Origin of the sequence: Xanthomonas sp. JAI131 (assembly GCF_013410075.1) — a bacterium.
Classification (GTDB): Bacteria; Pseudomonadota; Gammaproteobacteria; order Xanthomonadales; family Xanthomonadaceae; genus Xanthomonas_A; species Xanthomonas_A bonasiae.
The window spans coordinates 351,576-376,671 of record NZ_JACCCN010000005.1 but is presented as its reverse complement, the minus strand read 5'-3'; the positions used below and the strand labels follow the sequence as shown (position 1 = coordinate 376,671).

General features: G+C 70.2%; 18 protein-coding genes. 7 read left to right on the top strand and 11 right to left on the bottom strand.

The window, feature by feature from the left end:
- Positions 1-59 precede the first annotated feature (59 nt).
- From HDC36_RS21205 to araD1, 10 genes are all read right to left on the bottom strand, one after another.
- Positions 60-779: a hypothetical protein gene (locus HDC36_RS21205; protein ID WP_179570836.1), complete on the bottom strand. Its 720-nt coding sequence runs from the start codon at positions 777-779 to the stop codon at positions 60-62.
- Between the two features lie 98 nt (positions 780-877).
- On the bottom strand, positions 878-1,498 hold the full coding sequence (locus HDC36_RS21200; RefSeq protein ID WP_179570835.1) for a glutathione S-transferase family protein: 621 nt from the start codon (positions 1,496-1,498) through the stop codon (positions 878-880).
- 209 nt (positions 1,499-1,707) lie between these two features.
- Complete coding sequence (locus HDC36_RS21195; protein WP_255432852.1) at positions 1,708-3,660, bottom strand: glycoside hydrolase family 97 protein; 1,953 nt, start codon at positions 3,658-3,660, stop codon at positions 1,708-1,710.
- An 11-nt stretch (positions 3,661-3,671) separates the two neighbouring features.
- Complete coding sequence (locus tag HDC36_RS21190) at positions 3,672-5,627, bottom strand: glycoside hydrolase family 127 protein (protein WP_179570833.1); 1,956 nt, start codon at positions 5,625-5,627, stop codon at positions 3,672-3,674.
- Complete coding sequence (gene yjfF, locus HDC36_RS21185) at positions 5,624-6,652, bottom strand: galactofuranose ABC transporter, permease protein YjfF (protein ID WP_179570832.1); 1,029 nt, start codon at positions 6,650-6,652, stop codon at positions 5,624-5,626. Before yjfF ends, HDC36_RS21190 begins: the two co-directional genes overlap by 4 nt.
- Positions 6,649-7,704 carry an ABC transporter permease gene (locus HDC36_RS21180; protein WP_179570831.1) on the bottom strand — a complete coding sequence of 352 codons (1,056 nt, stop codon included), beginning with the start codon at positions 7,702-7,704 and terminating at the stop codon, positions 6,649-6,651. The genes yjfF and HDC36_RS21180 overlap by 4 nt, the downstream gene beginning before the upstream one ends.
- On the bottom strand, positions 7,701-9,215 hold the full coding sequence (locus HDC36_RS21175) for a sugar ABC transporter ATP-binding protein (protein WP_179570830.1): 1,515 nt from the start codon (positions 9,213-9,215) through the stop codon (positions 7,701-7,703). The genes HDC36_RS21180 and HDC36_RS21175 overlap by 4 nt, the downstream gene beginning before the upstream one ends.
- 12 nt (positions 9,216-9,227) lie before the next feature.
- Positions 9,228-10,220 carry an ABC transporter substrate-binding protein gene (locus HDC36_RS21170; protein ID WP_179570829.1) on the bottom strand — a complete coding sequence of 331 codons (993 nt, stop codon included), beginning with the start codon at positions 10,218-10,220 and terminating at the stop codon, positions 9,228-9,230.
- A gap of 97 nt (positions 10,221-10,317) precedes the next feature.
- Positions 10,318-11,757, bottom strand: a complete 1,440-nt coding sequence (locus HDC36_RS21165) for an aldehyde dehydrogenase family protein (protein ID WP_179570828.1) — start codon at positions 11,755-11,757, stop codon at positions 10,318-10,320.
- A gap of 17 nt (positions 11,758-11,774) precedes the next feature.
- Positions 11,775-12,782, bottom strand: coding sequence for an AraD1 family protein (araD1, locus tag HDC36_RS21160; protein ID WP_179570827.1), 1,008 nt, complete (start codon positions 12,780-12,782; stop codon positions 11,775-11,777).
- 151 nt (positions 12,783-12,933) lie between these two features.
- Here araD1 and HDC36_RS21155 point away from each other — a divergent pair, with 151 nt between their 5' ends.
- On the top strand, positions 12,934-13,929 hold the full coding sequence (locus HDC36_RS21155) for a LysR substrate-binding domain-containing protein (RefSeq protein WP_179570826.1): 996 nt from the start codon (positions 12,934-12,936) through the stop codon (positions 13,927-13,929).
- Between the two features lie 495 nt (positions 13,930-14,424).
- Here the strand turns inward: HDC36_RS21155 and HDC36_RS21150 are convergent, their stop codons facing one another.
- Positions 14,425-15,222, bottom strand: coding sequence for an SDR family oxidoreductase (locus tag HDC36_RS21150; RefSeq protein WP_179570825.1), 798 nt, complete (start codon positions 15,220-15,222; stop codon positions 14,425-14,427).
- A gap of 173 nt (positions 15,223-15,395) precedes the next feature.
- Here HDC36_RS21150 and HDC36_RS21145 point away from each other — a divergent pair, with 173 nt between their 5' ends.
- From HDC36_RS21145 to HDC36_RS21120, 6 genes are all read left to right on the top strand, one after another.
- The gene (locus HDC36_RS21145) at positions 15,396-17,120 is read left to right on the top strand and encodes an IlvD/Edd family dehydratase (protein WP_179570824.1); all 1,725 of its coding nucleotides are present in this window, start codon (positions 15,396-15,398) and stop codon (positions 17,118-17,120) included.
- A gap of 223 nt (positions 17,121-17,343) precedes the next feature.
- Positions 17,344-17,868: an RNA polymerase sigma factor gene (locus HDC36_RS21140; protein ID WP_179570823.1), complete on the top strand. Its 525-nt coding sequence runs from the start codon at positions 17,344-17,346 to the stop codon at positions 17,866-17,868.
- 65 nt (positions 17,869-17,933) lie between these two features.
- A complete protein-coding gene (locus HDC36_RS21135) occupies positions 17,934-18,944 on the top strand; it encodes a FecR domain-containing protein (RefSeq protein ID WP_179570890.1) in 1,011 nt (336 codons plus the stop codon).
- Between the two features lie 335 nt (positions 18,945-19,279).
- Positions 19,280-22,174, top strand: coding sequence for a TonB-dependent receptor (locus HDC36_RS21130; protein WP_179570822.1), 2,895 nt, complete (start codon positions 19,280-19,282; stop codon positions 22,172-22,174).
- A 151-nt stretch (positions 22,175-22,325) separates the two neighbouring features.
- On the top strand, positions 22,326-23,630 hold the full coding sequence (locus HDC36_RS21125) for a histidine-type phosphatase (RefSeq protein ID WP_179570821.1): 1,305 nt from the start codon (positions 22,326-22,328) through the stop codon (positions 23,628-23,630).
- 112 nt (positions 23,631-23,742) lie between these two features.
- On the top strand, positions 23,743-25,047 hold the full coding sequence (locus HDC36_RS21120) for a jacalin-like lectin (protein ID WP_179570820.1): 1,305 nt from the start codon (positions 23,743-23,745) through the stop codon (positions 25,045-25,047).
- The last annotated feature ends 49 nt before the right edge of the window (positions 25,048-25,096 follow it).

The following is a 25,096-nucleotide window of genomic DNA, read 5'->3' as shown; positions in this document are numbered from 1 at the left end:
CACGATCGCGTCCGGCGCCAGCAACACGTGCGAGCGTGCCGCGCAGCCGTGCCGGCCGCTTACAGCGGCGTCAGCCGCCACAAGCCGTAGGGATTGGCGAACAGGTCGCCGGGCTGGAACTGCGTGCTGGGTTCGGCGTCGAGCCGGTAGCGCGGCGCATCCTCCGCCACGGCGAAGGTGTGGCCCTCGCGCATCTCCGGCGCTTCGGTGAACAGATACCAGGTGAAAGTGTGCAGCAGCGCGACCGGGTCGTCTGCCGCCTGCGCCGCGACGATCGCGTCCTTCATGCCGAAATGGTGCATGCCGCAGGAATGGACCTGCTCGCCGGTGAGGTTCAACACATAGGCACGATGGGCGCTGAAAAAGCCCAGGTCCGCGCACAGCTGGCGCCACGCCCCCGGACCGTGCGCGACACCGCTGCTCTCGACCTTCACTCCCAGGCCGCCCGCATCCAGCAACCCTCGGGCCGCCAGCATCATCGCCTCGGCGCGCGCCCGGGAACCGCCAGCGCCGATCAGGTACACGACCGAGGCATGCGCGTGGATGCGCGCCATGTCGTCGGAATCGAACCAATGCGGCCCGGCGGCGGCGAACGCGTCCGCCATGCGCGGGTCGCGCGGCTCGTATTGCAGTTCGAAGGCGTCGCCGCTTTCCGTGTGCAGCAGGACCCGCCCGGCAAAAAGGTAACCGCCGCTGTCGCGGACGATGCGCGCAACCAGATCCGAGCGGTCCTGCCATGGGCCGGGAATGCACAACACGATTTTCGGGGTTTCGATCAAGGTGGCGGCTCCTTGCCGTCAGGTATCGGATACGCGCGAGCGGAATGGCCGCTGCAGCGAAACGGGCACGGCAGCGTTGGCCGCAGGCCGCACCATGCTCAGGTCAGCGGCGTCATCACGCCCTTGCGGTAGGCCGGACGCAGTTGCAGGCGCCGGTACCAGTCCTGCAGATGCGGCAGCGCCGGCCGGTCGATCGGCATCTCGAACCAGGCGTAGGCGAAGCTGCCCAGCGGGATGTCGCCCATCGCGAACTGCGCGCCCGACAGCCACGGCTGCTGCGCCAGCGCCGCATCGGCCATGCCCAGCAGTTCGCCGCAACGCGCCAGCGCGGCGGCGATCCGGGCCGCGTCGCGCGCTTCGGGCGCGGTGCGCAGCGTGCCCCAGAACAGATCGCGGAACGGACCGGCGAAGGTCGAGGTAGTCCAGTCCATCCACTTGTCGCCGAGCGCGCGCGCGGCCGGATCTTCAGGGTACAGCGTGCCCGGCGCGTAGCGCGCGGCCAGGTAGCGCACGATGGCGTTGGATTCCCACAGCGCCAGGCCGTGGTCCTCGATCGCCGGCACCAGGCCGTTGGGATTCAATGCGCGGTAGGCCGGATCGGCGGTCTTGCCGAACGCGCCGCCGACCTCGATCGACTCGTACGCCACGCCGATTTCCTCGGCGCACCACAGCACCTTGCGCACGTTGCTCGAATTGTGTCGGCCCCAGATCTTCAGCATGACGGCGCTCCTGTCGCGAGCGCCAATTCTATGCTGCCGCATCCGCCGCTGCGATGCCGATGCGTGCGAGTGCGGCCGTCGTGCCGCCGCCGCAATGGCGCGGATTCAGCCTTGGCGGCCCGGCGCGGCATCGGCAATCCCGCGCCATCGCTATGCGCAGGCGCCGTTGCGGCCGTGCCCGCCCCTGCACGCGGCAGGCGCAGGCGCGCTCAGTCGAACTGCAGCACGAAACCGCCGCGCGCGGGCAACGCCACCTCGACGTTCTGCGTCGGCCCCACTTCGATACGCCGGCTGGCCAGCCCCAGCGGGCCGTCGCCATCGACGATCAGGCGTGCGCCACGGCCGGCCACCCCCAGCTCCGCCAGGTTCAGCCGCAGCGTGCGCGGTTGCGCGTCGGCATTGATGCCGGCCACGTACCAGCGCGTGCCGCCGCGCCGCGCGAACACCGCGAAGCGCCCGGGATAGCCGTCCACATAGCGGCTGTCGTCCCACACCGAGGGCAGTTCGCGTAGCAGCGCCTGCACTTCCGGCGCGGCCTTTTCCAGATTCTCTGGCGTCTCGGCGTAATGCTGGATGCCGGACACGAACAGCACCGTCTCGGCCAGTTCGAAGCCCGGCGTGGTGCGGCGCTGCACCTTGTCGTTGAGCTTGACCAGGGCCAGCGGGGTGAAGTCCATCGGGTCGAACACGTTGCGCGCGAACGGCAGCATCGCCGCATGCGCCGGCACCTGGTCGGCATTGACCTGCTCGAAAGTGGCGAACTCCAGCCCGCGCACCGCCTCCATCGTCATCAGGTCCGGCCAGGTGCGCTGCCAGCCGCGCGGCAAGGTGGCGCCGTGGAAGTTGAGCATCAGTCCGTAGGGCGCGGCGTCCTGCATGATGTCCAGGTAGTAGCCGATCATCGACTGCCCGTCGCCGCCGAAGAAGTCGATCTTCACTCCGGCCACGCCCATCGCCTTGAGCCGTTCGAACTCGCGGATGCGGCTGGCGTGGGTCAGCATGCGGTCGCGCGGGGTCTGCGGCGCGTCGTTCCAGCTGCCGGCCGAGTTGTACCAGAGCAGGATGGCCACCTGCTTGCCGCGCGCGTAGTCGATCAGCTCGCGCAGCTTGTCCTCGCCGATCTGCGTGTCCCACAGGGCGTCGATCAAGGTGTAGCGCCAGCCCATGCGCGCGGCGAAGTCGATGTAGCGCTTCTGCACGGCGAAGGTGGTGGCGCCATCGCCGAGCAGCGGCCAGCTCCACGACGCCTTGCCCGGCTGCGGCGGCGCGACCGGCGCGGCCGCGGGCGGGTCGGCCAGGTCGGTGCCGAGCGTGGACTCGGCGATGGTCTTCAGGCTGCCGACCGCGACGATGCGCCACGGCGAGCGCCACGGCAGCGCGAAGCGCGGATTGGCGGCGCCGCCGGGCAGCACCTCGCGCGGATCGGGCATGCCGATCGCGTACTCGCCGGGCGCGTCGGCGACATCGCGCAGGCGGCTGCCGGCATGGCCGCGGCCGAGCGAGCCCTCGCTGAGCAGGACCCAGTCCGCCGCATGGCGGAACAGGGCCGGATACACCCAGCCGGCCGCGAGCGGCGACGGCGTGCCGACGCCGATGTCCTGCAGGTAGTACTCCTCGTAGGAGGGATTGGTCCTGCCGAATCCGGTCTTGGCCGGCGACATCGGCTGCAGCCAGGCGCGCGTGGCGGCGGCGAAGCGGAACGTGGTGGCGTCCTCGCGCAACTCGCGGATCGTCGGGTCGCGCTGCGGGAAGTCGTAGCGGAATGCGACGCCGTCGTCGGAGACCTGGAATTCGATCTGCAGGCGCTCGCCGTTGGCGCCGCGCCAGGAGAACACCCGGCGGTTGGCGCGGTAGTCGTTGATGCGCCGCTTGCCGGTGAGCAGTTCGTAACGGTCGTGCACCGTCGCGACGGGCGACACCTTGAGCAGGCGCAGGCCCCTGGAGAAATCGGCATCGTCGCGGACCAGGCCCAGGCGCGAGCGCAGCAGCACCTCGCGCCCGTCGCGCAGCACGCGGTAGTGCGCGGTGCCGGCCTCGTCCACGCTCACTTGCGCGCGCAGCGAGGCGTTCGGGCTGGCCACCTCGCCGACCATGCGCTCGGCGGCCAGCGCCGGCAGCGCGCACAGCAACGCGCATGCCGCGACGAGGACCGCCGACGCCATGCGCCAGCGGCTCAGAACTGCGGATTCTTTTCCCATACCGGCCTCGCTCGGCAATAGACCGCATAGCGCTCGTGGGCGATGCGGTAGAACGGCACCAGGGTCAGCGGGCCCTGCAGTCCGTCGGCCTCGAACACCAGTTCCTGGCCCTCGCGCTTGCGCGCCCACAGCTGTTCCGGCGCGAAATACACCGCCGGCAACTGGCGGCCGACGATCCTGTTCAACGACGGCCGCTGGTCGGACACGTGCAGCTGCGCCGGATCGATGCCGTCGCTGCCCAGTTGCGCGGCCAGCACCAGCGGGCCGTACATCATCGCCTGCAGGCTGGGTTCGTCCGGCAGCGGCGCGGCGTGCAGCGCCATCGGCAGGTCCAGTTCGATGCGGTCGCCGTCGGCGAAGCCGCGCTCCAACTCCAGGTAGCTGCCCAGGGTCGCCTTGACCGCCTGCGCCTTGCCGTTGATGCGCAGGCGCACGCCCTGCGTGGCCCAGTACGGGATGCGCAGGCGCAGCGTCATCTGCTGCGCGCGCTTGCACTGGAACTCGAGCGCGGTGCCTTCCTGCTGCGGGAAGCGCGTGCGCTGGACCACGCGCATGCCGCGCTCTGGCCAGTCCAGCTGCGAGGCGATGAACAGGTTGACGGTGAGGCCGGCATCGTCGCGGAAGTAGATGCTGTCGTTGCTCTTGGCGAACTCCTCCACCCCGGTGCCGGTGCAGCACCAGAACGAAGCGAACGGGGTGTTGTAGAGCTTCCAGTACCCGGCATCCATCGGCACGAAATACATCATCATGCCGGCCTCGTCCTGGGTGCCCAGGCGCGCGTTGAACAGCACGCGCTCGTAGTAATCCATCAGCGCCGCGTCCGGCTGCCAGGTGTACAGGTGCCGGGTCAGCTTGAGCATGTTGTAGCTGCAGCAGCACTCGTGGCTGTGCCCGCTCAGGCGCCCGGCGAAGTGGTCCGGCTTGCCGAACATTTCGAAGTCGCTGGTGCCGCCGGTGCAATAGGCATGGTGGCCGCTGACGGTGCGCCAGAAGAATTCGGCGATCTGGCGCTGGCGCGGCTCGCCGCCGATCTCGTAGGCGCGCGCGGCGGCGACGATCTTCGGGATCTGGGTGTTGGCATGCAACCCGGCCAGCGCGTCGCGGCCCTGCGCCAGCGGCTCGAGCAGCGATGCCTGCTCGTAGCGCGCGGCCCAGCGCCGGTACTTGTCGTCGCCGCTGAGCAGGTACAGCTCCAGCAGCGACTCGTGCACGCCGCCGAACTCCACGCCGAGGATGCGCTGCCACTGCGCGTCGTCGAAGCCGTCCATCCACGCGCCCAGCCAGTCGGCGAAGCGCTGCGCGGTGCGCAGCGCCTGTGCGTTGCCGGCATGGCGGGCCATGTCCAGGTGCCCGGCGAGGATCTTGTGCGCGGTGTAGATCGGCACCCACACCTCCTCGCGGCGGCCGAGCCGGTCGTAGAACGAGGACGGGTACGCGCCGAGGTAGCCGTCGGCGCGCTGGCAGCGCGCCAGCTCGGCGACCAGCGCGTCGGCCTTGTCCTTCAGCGCCGCGTCGCCGGTGGCCGCGTACAGCAGCGCGCAGGCCGACAGATAGTGGCCACCGGAGAAATGCCCGCGGATTTCGCAGTGCGGCGATTCCCAGCCGCCCAGCGGTTCGGCGTGCGAGTCCAGTCCCGCGACAAGCCGGAAATTGTGCAGCAGGCGATCGTTGGGAATCGACATCAGGTAACGGCGGTCGCGTTCGCGCGCCTGCAGGAACGGGCCGTCGAGCAGTTGCACCTGGCCCATCGCGAACGGCTGCTCGCGCAGTTGCACCGCTGGCTGCCGTTTCGCGGCGGCCGGCGCAGCCGATGGCGTCACGGCCAGCACCTCGCCCTGCGCCAGCACACCCAGCGCGGCCAGCGAGGCGCCGCCGTAGTGCAGGAAATCGCGCCGTGTGCAGGCCAGGCCCGCCTCTTCATGTTCCGTCATGCGTCCGCTCCCGAATCCGGCGTGCGCCGGGTCAACAAGCGCTGCAGCAGGCAGAACACCAGCAGCAGCGCGCCGATCACGATGCGTGTCCACCACGAGCTGAGCGTGCCGTCGAACACGATCAGGGTCTGGATCACGCCCAGGATCAGCACGCCGAACAGCGTGCCGATCACGTAGCCGCTGCCGCCGGCCAGCAAGGTGCCGCCGATCACCACCGCGGCGATCGCATCCAGTTCCAGGCCCAGCGCATGCAGGCTGTAACCGGACAGCATGTAGAACGTGCACACCACCCCGGCCAGCGCCGAGCAGAACCCGCTGAAGGCGTAGACCTTGACCTGGGTCGCGGCCACCGGCAGGCCCATCAGCCGCGCCGAGGCTTCGCTGCCGCCCAGCGCGTACACGCCGCGGCCGAAGCGCGTGCTGTGCGCCAGCCACATGCCCAGCGCCACCGTGGCCAGCGCGATCAGCGCGCCGATCGACAGCGACGCGCCGGCGCCGATCGGCACGCGGAACTGGGCGATGGCCACGTACAGCGCGTCGTCGATCGGGATCGAATCGACGCTGATCAGATAGCTGGCGCCGCGCGCCAGGAACATGCCGGCCAGGGTCACCACGAACGGCTGCAGCCGGTAGCGCTGGATCAGCATGCCCATGAACGCGCCGAACAGCGCACCGAGCAGCAGCACCAGCGGGATCGCCGCCAGCGGCGACCAGCCGTGGTGCTGCACCAGCGACGCCGACAGCACCGTGGTGAAGGCGATCACCGCGCCCACCGACAGGTCGATGCCGCCGCTCAGGATCACGAACGTCATGCCGACCGCGGCGATGCACAGGAAGGCGTTGTCGATCAGCAGATTGGCGAACACCTGCGGCGACAGGAAGCCGTCGTAGAGCGCGCCACCGGCGCCGGCCATGGCCACGAACAGGGCCACGGTGATCGCCAGCGGCAGGCGCGCGCCATGCAGCAGCGCGCCGGCGCGGCGCAGGCCGCGCGCGGTCTGGACCGGTACGCCGGCCGCGCTCATCGCCCCGCTCCCGGCTCGGGACGCCGCACCCAGCCGCGCACGCTGGCGCGGAACTGCGGCGATTGCAGCAGCATCACCGCGAACACCAGCAGCGCCTTGATCAACATGTTGACCTGCGCCGGCACGCCGATCGCGTAGATCGTCGCGGTCAGGGTCTGGATGATCAGCGCGCCGATCAGGCTGCCGGCCAGGCTGAAGCGGCCGCCGTCGAGCAGCGTGCCGCCCAGCGTCACCGCCAGGATCGCGTCCAGTTCCATCAGCTGGCCGGCGTTGTTGGCGTCGGCGCTCTTGACGTTGGAACTGATCAGCAGCCCGGCCAGGCCGGCGCTGAACGCGCAGAACACGTACAGCAGCACCGCGATCAGCCGCGCCTTGACCCCGGCCACCCGCGCCGCGCGCGGGTTGTGCCCGATCGCGCGCACGAACAGGCCCAGCGCGGTGCGCCCGAGCAGCAGCTGCAACACCACGAACACCGCGGCGACCACGAACAGCGCGAACGGCAGGCCGAGCAGGAAGCCGTTGCCGAGGTAGAAGTACGGCGGGTAGTAGATGGTCAGGATCTGGCCGTCGCCGATCAGCTGCGCCACGCCGCGTCCGGCCACCATCAGGATCAGCGTGGCGATGATCGGCTGCATGCCGACCTTGACCACCAGCAGGCCGTTCCACAGCCCGCACGCGGCGGCGACCAGCAACGGCGCCACGATCACCGCCCACAGCGGAAAGCGGCTGTGCTCGCCGCCGCCGATCATCCATGCCGCCACCGTCGCGGCGATCGCCACCACCGCGCCGACCGAGATGTCCAGGCCGCGCACCGCGATCACCAGGGTCATGCCCAGCGCCACCAACGCCAGCGGCGCGGCGCGGTTGCCGATGTCCACCAGGTTGCCGTACAGGTGCCCGTCGCGCCATTGCAGCGCCAGGAAACCGGGATTCCACAGGCCGTTGCCGAGCAGCAGCAGCGCCAGCGTCGCCAGCGGCCAGAACAGCGGGTGGGCGGCGATGCGCGCCGGCAGCCGCGGCGCGCTGGGCGATCGGGTGGCCGCCGCGCTCATGCCGCCGCGCTCCCGGCGATCAGGTCGAACACCGCGCGCTCGCCGCAGCCGCCGGGCAGTTCGCCGACCAGGCGGCGTTCGCGCAGCACGGCGATGCGGTCGGCGATGCGCTCGATCTCGGCGACCTCGGCGGAAATGAACAACACCGCCATGCCCTCGCGGGCCAGCGCCAGGATGCGGGTCATGATGTCCTGCTTGGCGGCGATGTCGATGCCGCGGGTGGGTTCGTCGAGGATCAGCAGCCGCGGCCGCGTCGCCAGCCAGCGCGCGAGCACCACTTTCTGCTGGTTGCCGCCGGACAGCAGGCCGACCGGCGTCTCCACGCTGGCGGTCTTGATGCCCAGCGCGTCCACGTAGCCCTGCGCGATGCGTACCTGCTCGGCCAGCGGCAGGAACCGGCGCAGGCCCATGCGCGCCTGCAGTGCCAGCACGATGTTCTCGCGCACCGACAGCTCGGCGACGATGCCGTCGGTCTTGCGCTCTTCCGGGCACAGCGCCAGGCCGTGGCGGATGGCGTCGGGCGGGCCGCGCAGCGCCACGTCATGGCCGTCGATCGAGACGCGGCCGCAATCGGCGCGGTCCAGGCCGAACAGCAGCCGCGCCAGTTCGGTGCGGCCGGCGCCGAGCAGGCCGGCCAGGCCCAGCACCTGGCCGCGGCGCAGTTGCAGGTCGATCGGGTGCAGCTGGCCGCGCCGGCCCAGGCCCTGCGCCTGCAGCAATACCGGCGCGGCTTCGGGCGGCGCGGCGTCCACCGCCGCGGCGGCCGCGGCGGCCACGTCCAGTTCGCGCCCGACCATCGCCGCGATCAGCCGCGGCGCCGGCAGGTCCGCGGCCAGGTATTCGCCGACCAGGCGGCCGTTGCGCAGCACGCTGATGCGGTCGGACACCGCGTACACCTGGTCGAGGAAATGGGTCACGAACAGGATCGCCATGCCCTGCTCGCGCAGGCCGCGCATCACCCGGAACAGTTCGGCGACCTCGCCTTCGTCGAGGCTGGAAGTGGGTTCGTCGAGGATCAGCACCCGCGCCGACACGCTCAGCGCGCGCGCGATCGCCACCATCTGCTGCACCGCCACCGGATAGGCGGACAGCGCGCGGCGCACGTCGATGTCCACGCCCAGCCGCTGCAGGCACTCGCGCGCCTCGCGCTCGACCCGGCGCCAGTCGATGCGCCGCGGCCAGCCCTTTAGCGGATAGCGGCCGGCGAAGATGTTCTCGGCCACCGACAGGTTCGGGCACAGGTTCACTTCCTGGTACACGGTGCTGATGCCCAACTGCTGCGCCTGCAGCGGCGAGCTCGGCGCAATCGCGTCGCCGCCCAGCGCCATGCGCCCGGCGTCGGCCGCGACCGCGCCGGTCAGCAGTTTGATCAGCGTCGATTTGCCGGCGCCGTTCTGGCCCATCAGCGCGTGGATCTCGCCGCGGCGCAGGCACAGCGCCACGTCGTCCAGCGCGGCGACGCCGGCGTAGGCCTTGCTCAGTCCCTGCGCGTGCAGCACCACCGGCGTCATCGGCAGGCTCCGTCAGTACTTGCGCTTGGGCAGTTCGGCGGCGGCCTGCTCCTGGGTGTACACCGATTCCTCGACCACGATGCGCTTGGGCAGCGCCTTGCCGGCCTTGACGTCGCGGATCGCCTGCACCAGTTGCGGGCCGAGCAGCGGATTGCACTCGACGGTGACGTTGAGCTTGCCGGCCTGCATCGCCTCGAACGCGCCCTTCACCCCGTCGATGGAGATCACCAGGATGTCCTTGCCCGGCTTCAGCCCGGCTTCCTCGATCGCCTGGATCGCGCCGATCGCCATGTCGTCGTTGTGCGCGTACAGCACGTCGATGTTGCGCCCTTCCGACTTCAGGAACGCCTCCATCACTTCCTTGCCCTTGGCGCGGGTGAAGTCGCCGCTCTGCGAGCGCACCACCTGGAAGCGCGGGTTGGCCGCGATGATCTCCTTGAAGCCCTTCATCCGGTCGATCGCCGGCGCCGAGCCCACCGTGCCCTGCAGCTCGACGATGCGCACCGGCTTGTCGCCATCCTTCAACGGCGATTTCTCGAGCAACCAGCGCCCGGCCTTGCGTCCTTCCTCGACGAAATCCGAACCGATCAGCGTGGTGTACAGGCTGTCGTCGGACACCTTGACCGCGCGGTCGGTCAGCACCACCGGGATGTTCGCCGCCTTGGCCTCGCGCAGCACGGTCTCCCAGCCGGATTCGACCACCGGCGAGAACGCGATCACGTCCACGCGCTGGGCGATGAACGAGCGCAGCGCCTTGATCTGGTTTTCCTGCTTCTGCTGCGCGTCGGAGAATTTCAGCTTCATCCCCGCCTGCTCGATCGCCTGCTTGACCGAGGCGGTATTGGCGGTGCGCCACTCGCTCTCGGCGCCGACCTGGCTGAAGCCCACGGTGATCTGGCCCGACTTGCCGGCCGCGTCCTTGCCGCCGCCGGAACACGCGCTCAACGCCGCGCCCAGCAGTACCGCCATCCCCAGCACCGCCGCACGCACAGCTGACTTCTGCATAACCCCTCCTCGTTCGTTGCACGCTGGCGGTCGCGCGGCGTTCGGGCCGCGGCGGCCGCCCACCCTCCCAGGCAGGCGCGCGAATGGATCGATCAGTTCATCCCGCGAATGTATAGGCCGTCTTGACCGTCGTATAGAACTCCACCGCATAGCGGCCCTGCTCACGCGGGCCATAGCTGGAGGCCTTGCGCCCGCCGAACGGCACGTGCGGATCGACCCCGGCGGTGGGCAGGTTGACCATCACCATGCCGGCCTGCGCATGCCGCTTGAAATGCGTGGCGTGCTGCAGCGAGCGCGTGGCGATGCCGGCGCACAGGCCGAATTCGGTGTCGTTGGCCAGCGCCAGCGCGTGCTCGTAGTCGTCGGCCGGCATCACCGCCGCGACCGGGCCGAACACTTCCTCGCGCGCGATGCGGTGCTGCGGCTGCGCGGCGATCAGCGCCGGGCGCATGTAGTGGCCCTGGTGCTCGCATTCCAGTGCGTCGCCGCCGTACACCAGCTCGGCGCCTTCTTCCTGGGCGATGCGCACGTAGTCGCGGTCCTGCGCGAACTGGCTGGCGCTGGCGACCGGGCCGATATCGATGCCCGGGGTCAGCGCATGGCCGATCTTCAGCGTGGCCAGGCGCTTGCTCACGCGCGCGACGAAGTCGTCGTAGACCGCGCGCTCCACGATCAGGCGGCTGGAGGCGGTGCAGCGCTGGCCGGTGGAGAAGTAGGCGCCGTTGACCGCGATCTCCACCGCCAGGTCCAGGTCCGCATCGGCCAGCACCACCAGCGGATTCTTGCCGCCCATTTCCAGCTGGATCTTCAGCCCGCGCGCGGCGGCCTGCTTGAGCAGGTGGTTGCCGGTGGGCACCGAGCCGGTGAAGCTCAGCGCATCGATGCCGCGGTCCTCGACCAGCGCCTGGCCGACGGTGCGGCCGCTGCCGATCACCAGGTTGAACGCGCCGCTGGGCAGGCCGGCGCGGCCGAGAATCTCGGCCAGCGCCCAGGCGCAGCCGGGCACGATCTCGGCCGGCTTGAACACCACGGTGTTGCCGTAGGCCAGCGCCGGGGCGATCTTCCACGCCGGGATCGCCAGCGGGAAATTCCACGGCGCGATGATGCCGACCGTGCCGACCGGCTCGCGGGTGATCTCCACGTCCACTCCGGGGCGGGTGGAGGCGAGCTTTTCGCCGGGAATGCGCAGCGCCTCGCCGGCGAAGAACTTGAAGATCTGCCCGGCGCGCGCGGCCTCGCCGATGCTCTCCGGCAGAGTCTTGCCTTCTTCGGACGCCAGCAGAGTGCCCAGTTCCTGCTTGCGCGCCAGGATCTCGCTGCCGACGAACTCGAGTGCGTCGGCGCGCTGCTGCGGCGTGCTCGCCGCCCACTTGGCCTGCGCCGCGTTGGCCGCGGCGATCGCGCCGCGCACCGCGTCGGCGTCGACGCTGCCGACCTCGCCGACCGGCGCGGACAGGTCGGATGGGTTCTCGTCCGCTGCGATGTCGCTGCCGGCCACCCACTGGCCGTCGATATAGCTCTGGAAACGTTGGCTCATGCCGTTCTCCTGTTCGGTTACAGCGCGCGCACGCCGCCCAGTTCGAACCCGGCCGACACCCGCTGCAGCGGATTGACCAGGGCCGCGCCCAGCTCCGGCAGTTCGATCTCGAAGCGGTCGCCCGGCTCGGCCTGCACGCCGTCGGCGAAGCTCAGCGTGGCGGTGCCGAAGAAGTGCAGGTGCACGTCGCCGGGCACGCGATGCGCTGCGTACTTGAAATGGTGGTATTCCAGATTGGCCAGCGAATGGCACATGTTGGCCTCGCCGGTGACGAAGGGCTTCTCCCAGATCACCGCATCGCCGCGGCGGATGCGGCTGCTGCCGCGCAGGTCGCGCGGCAGTTCGCCGCTGCGCAGCTCCGGCCCGACCGCGCAGGCGCGCAGCTTGGAATGGGCCAGGTACAGATAGTTCTGGCGCTCGGTGACGTGGTCGGAGAACTCGTTGCCCAGCGCGAAGCCGAGCCGGTACGGCACGCCGTCGGCGCCGATCACGTACAGCCCGACCAACTCCGGCTCCTCGCCGCCGTCCAGCGCGAAATCCGGCGACGGCAGCGGTGCGCCCGGCGCGACCAGGATGCTGCCGTCGCCCTTGTAGAACCATTCCGGCTGCGCGCCGGGCTGGCCGTCGCGCGGGATGCCGCCTTCCACGCCGAGCTGGAAGATCTTCATCGAATCGGTGAGCGTGCCCTGGTCGGCCTGCTGCTGCAGGTTCTGGTGCATCGCGTCGCGGGTGGCGGCGCTGCCCAGGTGGGTCAGGCCGGTGCCGGTGACGCGGCAGTGCGCCGGGTCCGGATGGGTCAGCGGCGACAGCACGCGGTGGTTCGCCAGCAGTTCGGCGTAGTCGAGCACGATGTCGCCGAGTTGATGCGTGGCGTAGTCGTCCAGGCCGAGGCCGGCGGCGAGCGCGGCGTTGGCCAGCGCATAGGTCGAGCCGACTTCGCGCAGCAGGCGCACCTGGGTGCCGTCCGCCGCCACCGCGCCCACGCTGGGGATGCCGGACTCGTCGAGCAGTTGGATCAATCGCATGAATCGGTCGCCTGTCGGAATACGAAAGAGCCGCGCGGCAGCACAGACCGCCGGTGCCGCGGATGCGGTTCTATTCTGGCCGGATGACCTATATGCAACAAATATCGTTTTTGGCTTAATGTATACGAACATTCATATGCATAGGGCCGCCATGCCTGCCGCCACGCCCTGGTTCGTCCGCGCCCGCCTGAAGACCCGGCAATTGATGCTGCTGCTGGCGATCGAGGAGGAAGGCAACATCCATCGCGCCGCCGAGACCTTGAACATGTCGCAGCCGGCCGCGTCCAAGCTGCTCAAGGACCTGGAGGACATGATGGAGGTGCCGCTGTTCGAGCGGCTGCCGCGCGGCATGCGCCCGACCTGGTACGGCGAGGCGATGATCCGCCACGCGCGCATCGCCCTGTCCAGCCTGGGCGAGGCCGGCGCCGAGATCGAGGCGTTGAAGGCCGGCTATTTCGGCAGCGTCAGCGTCGGCGCCATCGCCGGGCCGGCGATGACCCTGCTGCCGGCCGCGCTGGCCCAGGTCACCGAACAGCATCCGCTGCTGCGCGTGGCGCTACGCGTGGACGGCAGCGACGTGCTGCTGGAGCAACTGGCGCAGAACAAGCTCGACATCGTGGTGGCGCGGCTGTTCGCGCGCCACGACAAGCGCAACCTGCACTACCAGGCGCTGGCCGAGGAAGAGGTGTGCGCGATCGCCCGCCCCGGCCACCCGATCCTGGCGATGCCGCAGCCGGCGCTGCGCGAACTGGCCGACGCCGGCTGGATCGTGCCGCCGGACGGCAGCGTGCTGCGCCACCGCTTCGAGCTGATGTTCCAGAACGCCGGGCTGGAGCCGCCGAAGCGGGTGGTGGAGACCTCGGCGCTGGTGGTGCTGCCGCAGCTGCTGCGCCTGGGCGACTACCTGGCGGTGGTGCCGGTGGACGTGGCCCGGCATTTCGCCGACCACGGCAGCGTGGCGATCGTGCCGGTGGAACTGTCGTGCCGGATGGACGCGTTCGGCATCATCACCCGCACCGACTGGCTGCTGTCGCCCGGCGCGCGGATCATGCTGCAGGCCCTGCAGGCGGCCGCCGGGCCGGTGTATGGCTACGTCGCGCCGGCCGAGGATGCGCTGGCGCCGGCGGATGCGCGAACCGAAGGATGAGGTCGGGGCTGAAGCCCCTCCTACAGTGCACCCAGCCGGTCAACCGCAAACCCCTGTAGGAGCGGCTTCAGCCGCGACCGAACGCAGCGGTAAACATTCCGTCTGCGCACACCGTCGGGGGCCGAAGCCCCTCCCACAGTGCACCCAGCCAACCAACCGCAACCCCCTGTAGGAGCGGCTTCAGCCGCGACCGAACGTAGCGGTAGACATTCCGTCTGCGCACACCGTCGGGGCTGAAGCCCCGCCCACAGTGCACGCAGCCGACCAACCGCAACCCCCTGTAGGAGCGGCTTCAGCCGCGACCGAACGCAGCCGCAGCCCATGCGCGCCGCCAAACCATCGGAGCCGAAGCCCTCCCACCCTGCAACCCGCCAGGCAATCGCGACCATCTTGTGGGAGCGACTTCAGTCGCGACGAGCGGAGCCTGGAAGCGCGACCGTTTCAACGATCGGCGGAGCCAAGCCCCTCCGACATGTCAGCGATGCACCCGCTCGCTCAGGTCCACCCACCATCCACCACGAACTCCTGCGCGGTGATCGCGCGCGACTCGTCCGAAGCCAGGAACAGCGCCATGCGCGCGATGTCCTCCGGCATCACCTTGTCCGGCAGGCACTGGTTGCGCGCCAGTTCGCGCTCGCCGGCCTCGTCCAGCCACAGCGTGACCTGGCGTTCGGTCATCACCCAGCCCGGGGTCAGCACGTTGACCCGGATCCGCGCCGCGCCCAGTTCGCGCGCCAGGCCGCGGGTCAGTCCGTTCACCGACGACTTGGCGGTGGCGTAGACCGGATAGCCGCCGGTCTTGGTCTGCCAGCCGGTGGAGCCGAGATTGACGATCGAACCGCCACCGAGCCGCTTCATGCCCGGCACCGCCGCCTGGATCGCGAAGAACGCGGCGCGCTGGTTGATCGCCACGCAGCGCTCCCAGTACTCCGGGGTCACCGCGTCCAGCGCGTGCCGGTCGTCGCTGCCGACGTTGTTGAGCAGCACGTGGAAATCGCCCAACTCGGCGGCGGCCTCGCCCAGCGCCGCCTGCAGCGCGGCCACGTCGGTGACGTCGCAACGGCGCCACCACGGCTTGGCCAGGCCGGCCGCGGCCAGCCGCTCGGCCAGCGCCGCGCTGGCCTCGGCGGCCACGTCGACGAAGGCGACCTGCGCCCCCTGCCCGGCAAAGGCCTCGACCAACGCCGCGCCGATGCCCGACCCGCCGCCGGTGATGAAGACGCGGCGGCCGTGCAGGCTGCCGTAGGTTGCGTTGCCGATGCCGGGAGACGCCGCGCTTGCCGTGTTGTCCATGCCGTTTCGCTCTAGGTGGATAGGATTTCGATATATGAAAACAAATATCCATAGTCAGATATTTGTTATTTTTCATGTATCAATATGCCCGCTAGCATCGCCGACGTAAAGCACCCGGGCGACGCCGCGCAGGCACCGATCCGGGCCGATCAGGTCTCGAGGATTCCGCCAGCATGGGCTCACCCACCAAACCGGTCCGCCGCAGCCAGGCGTGGTTCGGTCGCGAAGGCAAGCAGGGTTTCTACTACCGCAGCTGGCTCAAGAGCGCGGGCCACCCGCACGACATGTTCGACGGGCGCCCGGTGATCGGGATCTGCAACACCTGGTCGGAGCTGACCCCGTGCAACGGCCACCTGCGCGAGCTGGCCGAGCACGTCAAACGCGGCGTCTACGAGGCCGGCGGCTTCCCGCTGGAATTCCCGGTGATGTCGCTGGGCGAGACGCAGATGCTGCCCACTGCGATGCTGTTCCGCAACCTGGCCAGCATGGACGTGGAGGAATCGATCCGCGCCAATCCGCTCGACGGCGTGGTGCTGCTGATGGGCTGCGACAAGACCACCCCGTCGCTGCTGATGGGCGCGGCCAGCGTGGATCTGCCGACCATCGGCCTGTCCGGCGGCCCGTCGCTGTCCGGCAATTGGCGCGGGCAGCCGCTGGGTTCGGGCACCGGGGTGATCCAGATGTCGGAGATGGTCCGCGCCGGCACCCTGAGCCAGGACGAGTTCGTCGAGGCCGAAGCCTGCATGCAGCGCTCCAAGGGCAGCTGCATGACCATGGGCACCGCCTCGACGATGGCCAGCATGGTCGAAGCGCTGGGCATCTCGCTGCCGGAGAACGCGGCGATCCCGGCGGTCGATGCGCGCCGCGCGCGGCTGGCGCGGCTCAGCGGCCGGCGCATCGTGCAGATGGTCGAGGAAGACCTGCGCATGTCGCAGGTGCTGACCCGGTCCGCGTTCGCGAACGCGATCAAGGTCAACGCGGCGATCGGCGGCTCCACCAATGCGGTGATCCACCTGCTCGCCATCGCCGGGCGCCTGGGCGTGCCGCTGAGCCTGGACGACTGGGACCAGTTGGGGTCGCGGCTGCCGTGCCTGGTCAACCTGAAACCGTCCGGCCAGTACCTGATGGAAGATTTCTACTACGCCGGCGGCTTGCCGGCGGTGATGCGCGAACTCGGCGCCGAGCTGGACCTGGACGCGCTCACCGTCAATGGCCGCACCCTCGGCGAGAACGTGGCCGACGCGCCGTGCTGGAACCGCGAGGTGATCCATGCGCTGGACACGCCGTTCCGCGAACAGGCCGGCATCGCCGTGCTGCGCGGCAACCTGGCCCCGGACGGCGCGGTGATCAAGCCCTCGGCCGCCTCGCCGCACCTGCTGCGGCACCGCGGCCGCGCGGTGGTGTTCGAAAGCATCGAGGACATGAAGGCGCGCATCGACGACGAAGCGCTGGACATCGATGCCGACTGCATCATGGTGCTGAAGAACTGCGGCCCGCGCGGCTACCCCGGCATGGCCGAGGTCGGCAACATGCCGCTGCCGCCGAAACTGCTGCGCGCCGGCGTCACCGACATGGTGCGCATCTCCGATGCGCGCATGAGCGGCACCGCCTACGGCACCGTGGTCCTGCACGCCTCGCCCGAAGCCGCCACCGGCGGCACCCTGGCGCTGGTGCGCGACGGCGACATCATCGAACTGGACGTGCCCGGACGTTCGCTGCACCTGGAGGTCAGCGACGAGGAACTGCTGCGCCGGCGCAGCGAATGGACGCCGCTGCCGACGCCGCTGCGCGGCTGGAGCAAGCTGTACGTCGAGCACGTGCAGCAGGCGCACCTGGGCGCGGACCTGGATTTCCTGGTCGGCGGCAGCGGCGCCGACGTGGCGCGCGATTCGCACTAGCGCCGCGCTGTTGTAGGAGCGGCTTCAGCCGCGACAGGCCTTACCGGTAGCGCCTGTCGCGGCTGAAGCCGCTCCTACAAAAATCGATATCCGGCACAGCCCTGGCCGCATGCCATCAGGCTTCTCCGCGAAAGCCCTGTCCAAGGATCGGACACGCAGCCCGTCACCGAAACGTCATCCGCAGCCTCTAGCCTGCGCCGCATCCAAGGGGCAAGGCAGGTCGGTGGCGGCACATCCCAAGCGCGCGTGGGCGCGCATGTTCGCGGAACACGGTCCGGTGCTGCGCGGCTTCTTCGTGCGCCGCGGCGCCAACGAGGACGCCGAGGACATGGTGCAGGAAACCTATCTGCGCCTGCTGCGCGCGCACCAGCACCAGGGCGAGGCGATCGCCAATCCCGAGGCCTACCTGTACACGGTGGCGCTGAACCTGGCGCGCGAACAGGCCGCGCGGCGCAAGCAGGCGCCGCTGCGCATCGACGAGATGGAGCAGTTTTCGCAATTGCTGGCCGCAGGGGACGACGTGGAAGACACGGCACAGCGACAGCAGCGGCAACAGCGCCTGCAGGCCCTGCTGGCCGGCTTGCCCGAACGCACCCGCGCGGTGCTGGTGATGCAGTACCGCGACGGCCTCAGCTACAAGCAGATCGCCGAACGCATGGGCGTGTCCGCGCACATGGTCAAGAAGCACGTGGTGCGCGGGCTGTCGGCGTGCCGGCGGGCGCTGGCCGAGAGCGGAGAAAGCTGGTGAACAAGGCCGCCTTCCCGCCGCGCAGCGCCACTGCCGAGGCCGCGCACTGGCATGCCCTGCAACGCATGCAGGCGCTGGACGCGAGCCAGCAGGCGCAGCTCATGGACTGGCTGACCGCATCGCCGCTGCACCTGCGCGAATACATGGCGGTGCTGCGCGTGGCCGGCGAACTGGGCGAGGCCATGCGCGGCATGGACCTGGATGTGGACGCGCTGCTCGACGCCGACCGTCGCGCCGACACCGACGCAGCGCCGCGCAACGTGATCGCGCTGCCACTGCCGCAACGGCCGCCGCGCCCTGCCGCGCAAATTTCCCGCTCCGCAGGCCGGCACGCGCGCCTGCGCGGCTGGGGCATGGGCCTGGCCGCGGCGCTGTGCGGCGTGGCGGTACTGGCCGCCTGGGCCTGGCCGCGCACCACGACCTACAGCACCGCGCACGGCGAACAGCGCAGCGTGCAACTGGCCGATCGCAGCACCGTGCACCTCAACGCGCAAAGCGCGCTGCGCGCGACGATGACCCCGTGGAGCCGGCGCCTGCAGCTGCTGCATGGCCAGGCCAGCTTCGTGGTCGCGCCGGATCGGCGCCCGCTGCAGGTGCTGGCCGGCGCGCTGCGGGTCGAGGACATCGGCACCACCTTCGATATCGCCCTGTACCGGCAGCAGGCACGCATCGACGTGGCCGAGGGCCGCGTGCACGTATGGCGCGCCGATCGCCCGCGGCAGCCGATGCTGGCCGATCTCGGCGCCGGGCAGAGCGCGCGCGTCGACGCTGCCAGCGGCCGGGTCGAACTGGCCAGCGAGGATGTCGCCGCGATGCATGCCTGGTGGCAACGCCGCATCGTGTTCCGCGACGAACCGCTGGCCAACGTCGCCGAGGATTTCAACCGGCTCAACCGCACCCGCCTGCTGATCGACGACACCGCCGCCGGCGCGATGCGCCTGACCGGCAACCTGCGAGGCGATGACATCGCCTCGCTGCGCGCGTTCCTCGCCGACCAACCGACGTTGCGCGTCACCGTCAGCGCCGATGCGATCCGCGTCGGCAGCCGCGCCGCGCCGCGACCGGTCGCACGCTGACCGCGGCGTCGGTCGCCGAACGCGGCGACCGACGTCTGCGCGCCTGGTCAGATCGCGGCGCAACCGCGAGCGCCGTGGCACTACGCGTGCAGACGCGCCACCCACCACCGCCCAGCGCGCACCCGGTCATGGCGCGAGCGTTCGTTCGCACGCGCGCGCGCGCGACCAGCGGAGAAAACGACCGATCGGCCTCGCCCCCACGCACGTGTCACAGAAAATTCATCGAAAAGCGGTGCCCGATCGTCGCTGTCGATCCTCGTAGTCCAGGCACAACGCAGCATTCCGCCCTTGCGGCAGCGCTGCGCCCCACCTTCCGCTCCCACTGGACAACGACGATGCGCCGCACCCTGTTCCTTTCCATCGCCCTCGCCCTGCATGCCGGTACCGCCGGCGCCCAGACCACGCCCGTCGCGGTCGATGCGATTCCCGCACAGCCGTTGGCGCGCGCGCTCAACACCCTGTCGCGGCAGAGCGGACTGCAGTTCGTCTATGCCGCGGGCGTGGCCGGCAATCCGCAGACCCGCGGCACCAGCGCCGGCGCCACGCCGGAACAGGCCCTGCGGCAATTGCTCGACGGCACCGGCCTGCGCTACCGCTATCTCAACCCGACCACGGTGACGATCGAAGCCGCAGGCGCAGAGGCCGACGCGGCGCAGGCGGCACCGCCAGCGGCATCCGCCGCAATGCCGGCCGCCGCGCCCACGGCGGACGCGCCGGTGAAGGAACTGGACCGCATCCAGGTGCTGGGCAGCTACGCCGGCAGCCTCAGCGCCGCGTTGCGCGAGAAGCGCTACGCCGACAGCGTGGTCGACGTGATCGCCGCCGAGGACATCGGCAAGCTGCCGGCGCAGAACGTGGCCGAAGCGCTGCAGCGCGTGCCCGGCGTGTCGATCGTGCGCGACCGCGGCGAAGGCGTGTACGTGCGCGTGCGCGGCCTGGGCCCGAACTTCCAGGTCACCACGCTCAACGGCCAGACCATGGCGGTCAACGAGAACGTGCGCACCTCCGGCCAGACCGGCCGCCAGTTCCGCTACGACACCCTACCGGCCGAACTGGTGTCCGGCCTGGAGGTGATCAAGAGTCCCACCGCCGACCTGGACGAAGGCGCGATCGGCGGCATCGTCAACGTGCGCACGTTCCGTCCGCTGGAACTGGGCAAGACCCTGACCAACCTGTCGCTGGAATCGAGCCAGGCGCAGCGCACCCACGCCAACGATCCACGCGTGTCCGGCCTGTTCAACTGGGTCAACGCCGACGGCAGCTTCGGCATGCTGATCTCCGGCGCCTACGCGCAGCGCAGCCTGCGCCAGGACCGGGTCAACGAAGTGAGCTGGGACTACTACCCCAACGGCGTGCCGGGCGCGCCCGGCGCCTATTACGCGCCGACCGGCCTGCGTCCGACGCTGGAACTGGAGCAGCGCGAGCGCACCGGCGTGGCCGCCTCGCTGCAATGGAAACCGAGCGCGGCATGGGAGACCAACCTGGACCTGCTCTACGCCAAGCAGACCGTGCACTACGACGAGTACAGCATGGGCGTGGGCTTCGACAGCCTGGCGAAGATGAGCAACATTCGCGTCGAGCACGGCGGCATCACCGGTTTCGACTACCGCAACGGCCAGGTGCAGATCTCGCGCGAGACCTCCGGCATCACCGACGATAACCGCAGCGCGCGCCTGTCCAGCACCTGGAGCGGCGATCGCTGGACGCTGGGCGCGGTGGCGTTCCACTCGCAGGCGCACAGCTACGATTCGGACCCGATCCGGCGCACCCGCCTGCGCAGCGGCACCAATCTGTCGATGCGCGTGGAGATGCCGCAGGCCGACGGCGACAACGTGCCCGACTGGAGCTTCACCAACGGCTTCGATCCGAACAACCCGTCCACCGTGGCCGGACGGCGCCTGGAATGGCGCGAGATCGACGCGCGCGACAAGGAGGACGCGCTGCAGTTCGACGCCAAGCGCGCGCTCGACGGCGACTTCTTCCGCGACCTCAAGGTCGGCGCAAAATACCGCCAGCGCTCGCGCAGCTACGACCGCGCCGATCTGCTGCTCAACAGCATCGCCGGCGTGCGTTTCCCGGCCGGCAACTTCACCGCGCTGCCGGTGGACGACATGCTCGCCGACGCCAACGGCAACCTGCCGCGGCAATGGCTGGCGCCGATCGAATCCACCTTCTGGGGCAACTGGCCGACCGCCGCGGACCTGGCCAATACGCCCAACAGCGCCGACCTGCAGAACTCCTACGAGGTGAAGGAAAAGATCGGCTCGGCCTACGCCATGGCCGATTTCGGCAGCGAACTGGCCGGCCGCGCCCTGCGCGGCAATCTCGGCGTGCGCCTGGTGCGCACCGAACAGACCACCGACGGCCACGCAGACGTCAACGGCACCGCGCAGCCGGTGCATTTCGAGCGCAGCTACAACAACGTGCTGCCCTCGTTCAACGCCGCCTGGGACGTGCGCGAAGACATGGTGCTGCGCGGCTCCGCGGCCAAAGTCATCACCCGCCCCGACCTTACCGACCTGTCGTCCAAGCTCACCTTCAACTCCAGCGGCGAGATCCTCACCGCCAGCGGCGGCAATCCCGGGCTCAAGCCGTTCGAGGCGTGGCAGTACGACCTGACCTTCGAGTGGTACATCGACGGCACCTCGGCGCTGACCGGCGGCGTGTTCTACAAGGACATCTCCAGCTTCATCCAGACCCAGATGTCGAACCTGGTCTACCAGGGCCAGACCTATCTGCTGTCGTCCAAGACCAACGGCAGCGAGGCCAAGGTCAAGGGCGCCGAAGTGGCCTACCAGCAGGTGTTCGCCGGCCTGCCGGTGCCGCTGGACGGACTGGGCATGCAGCTCAACTACACCTGGACCGACAGCGAGGCCAGCTACCGCGACGGCACCCGCACCTTCACCGACAGCCTGGAAGGCGTGGCCAGGAACACCTACAACGCGGTGCTGTTCTACGAGAAGGGACCGCTGATGGCGCGGGTCAGCTACGGCTGGAGCGACGACATCCTCAACGCGGTCGGCACCGCCAACGTCGCCACGCTCAACAGCGACAAGTTCGGCAGCCTGGACGCGAACGTGGCCTACAAGGTCAACGACAGCCTGTCGGTGTTCGTCAACGCGATCAACCTCACCGGCGAAGTGCAGCGCCAGTACGTCGGCGACCATCTGTTCGGCGGCTACACCGACTACGGCCGCACCTGGTCGGTCGGCCTGCGCGCCCGCTTCTGAGCCGTGCCCGCGCGGTCGCCGCCGTCGTGCGGCGCCGCGCGCGAAGGCGGCAGCGCCCGCTGCGGCGCTGTCCGCCGACCCGTCTTCCCGGCCGGTGCCTCGGCCAGCGGCATGGCGCGCCTTGCCGTACCGCCTCTTCCGGAAACATGCGATGCCATCGATCCCTCGCCTAGCCGTCGCCGCGCTGCTCGCGCTCGCCCTGCTGCCGTTCGCCGCCGCGCACGCCGCCGTCGCGGCACCGCAGGACACCCTGGAAAAAGTCCTGATCCTCAAGCGCCACGGCGTGCGTTCGGCGATGTCCAGTCCGGAGCAGCTGGGCCACTACTCGGCGCGCCCATGGCCGCACTTCGGCGTCCCCGCCGGGCACCTGACCGAGAACGGCGCGCGCCTGGAAGCGCTGTTCGGCGCCTACTACCGCGCGCGCTATGCGCCGCAGGGCCTGTTCGCCGGCGACGCCTGCGCCAGCACCTACTACTGGGCCAATCGCACCCAGCGCACCATCGCTTCGGCGCAGGCGTTGGCGAGCACGCTGACGCCGGGTTGCGCGAACGAGGTGCACGGCGTCGCCGACGGCGCGTCCGATCCGCTGTTCGACGGCGCGCCGGCCCTGCGCACGCCCGCCGCGGCCGCGCTGATGCGCGCGGCCATCGCCGGCCGCATCGGCGGCGACGCCGCCGCCTGGAACGCGGCGCAGCGCGATGCGATCGACACGCTGCAGCAGCTGCTGTTGCAGTGCGCGCAGCGGCCGTGCCCGGCCGACGCGGACGCCGGCAAGCAGCGCCTGGACGCGGTGGCGGCGCGGATGGGCGACAGCGAAGACGGCATTCCCGGCATCGAAGGCCCGGCGGCGGCGGCCTCCGGTATCAGCGAAAGCCTGCTGATGGGCTGGGCCGACGGCCAGGACTTCGCCGCACTGGGTTGGCAAGGCCTGGACGAAGCCAGCCTGCTGCGCGCGTTCGCCCCGCACCAGGCCGAGTTCGCGCTGCGCCTGCGCGCGCCCACGGTGGCGCGCATGGCCAGTTCGCCGTTGGCCGCGCGCGTGCTGGCCACGCTGCAGCAAGGCAGCGACAGCCCCGCGCATGCCGCGCCGATCGGCGGCGCCGCGCGGCTGGTTGTCGTCTCCGGACACGACGGCACGCTGACCCTGCTGGCCGGCATGCTCGATCTGCACTGGCAACTGCCCGGCTACCAACCGGACCAGACCGTGCCCGGCGGCGCGCTGGTGTTCGAGCGCTGGCGCCGCGCCGATGGGCAACGCGTGATCCGCCTGCGCTACACCGCGCAGAGCCTGGCCCAGCTGCGCGAACAGCGCGCGCTGACGCTGCAGGCGCCGCCGCCATCCGCGCCGGTGTTCATTCCCGGCTGCAGCAGCGCCACCCCGGACTACGACTGTGCGCTGCCGACGCTGGCGGCGCTGATCGGCACCGCGATCGACCCGCACTTCATGAGCGAATGACGCCATGCCTCCGGCCGCCGGCCGGCGCCATGGCTGCCGCATCGGCGCATCCCGCGCCGCTTCCCTGGCCATCGTGCCAGCCGCTGTTCCCCACCACCGCAAGAGGCGATTCATGATCCAGCATCTACGCACCCTCGTGAGCTTCGGCATCGGAGTGAGCCTGGCCTGTGCCGGCGCGGCGCACGCGCAATCGGACACCGGCGTGCTCGACGTCCTCAGCTACAACGTGGCCGGTCTGCCCGAAGGCATTTCCAGCAGCAACCCTTCAGCCAACACCGCGCAGCTGGCACCGAAACTGGCGCCGTACGGCCTGGTCCACGTGCAGGAGGACTTCAACTACCACGCCACCCTGTACGCCGGCGACGCGCATCCCTACCGCACCGCCACCAGCGGCGGCGCCGCCATCGGCGACGGCCTCAACACGCTGAGCAACTATCCCTTCAGCGACTTCACCCGGGTCAAGTGGAACCAGTGCAACGGCACCGACTGCCTGACCCCGAAGGGCTTCAGCTACATGCGCGTGCGCCTGGCCGACGGCGTGCTGCTGGACGTGTACAACGCCCATCCCAACGCCGGCACCGAAGCCGGCGACCTGTCCGCGCGCCGCGCCAACATCGGCCAGCTCTCGCAGTTCATCCAGACCTGGTCGGCCGGCAACGCGGTGCTGGTGATGATGGATTCCAATACCCGCTATACCCGCGCCGACGACAACATCCGCACGCTGATCGCGGCCAACGGGCTGACCGATCCGTGGGTGGAACTGGTCAAGGGCAGCGCGCCGGCCGCCGGCGCCGAGCCGCTGCTGTGCGGCACGCCGCCGACCAATGCCTGCGAAGTGGTCGACAAGATCCTGTACCGCGATGCGCCGCAGCTGACCCTGGTCGCCAACCGCTACCAGCTCGACCCCGGCACGTTCTACGACAGCGCCGGCAAGCCGCTGTCCGACCACTACCCGCTGTACGCGCAGTTCGGCTGGGCGGTGGGCACCGACGTGCGCACCAGCGACCAGGTCGGCGGCCCGCACGGCATCCCGTTCAACGATCTGGCCGACAGCGCCAGCGGGCGTCCGCTCAGCGGGGTCACCCTGCGTGGCGGCGAGCGCCTGGACAACGTCGGCGCGATCCTGGACACCGGCAAGCTGCTCGCGCACGGCGGCACCGGCGGACAGGCGACCACCCTGTCGCTGGGCGCCAACGAGACGCTGACCTCGGCCACCGTCAGCGTCGGCAAGTACAACGACACGACCCGCGTGTTCTCGCTGAGCCTGCGCACCAGCACCGGCCGCAGCGTGCAGGCGGGCAAGCCGACCAGCGAGACCTATACGCTGACCGCGCCCAGCGGCTGGCACATCGCCGGCTTCACCGGCCGTGCCGGCGACGCGATCGACAAGCTCGGCGTGGTGTACCGGAAGGACTGAAGGGTCGCGGCGGGTCGCTCGCGCTCGCGCACCAACGAGAACGGCGCTC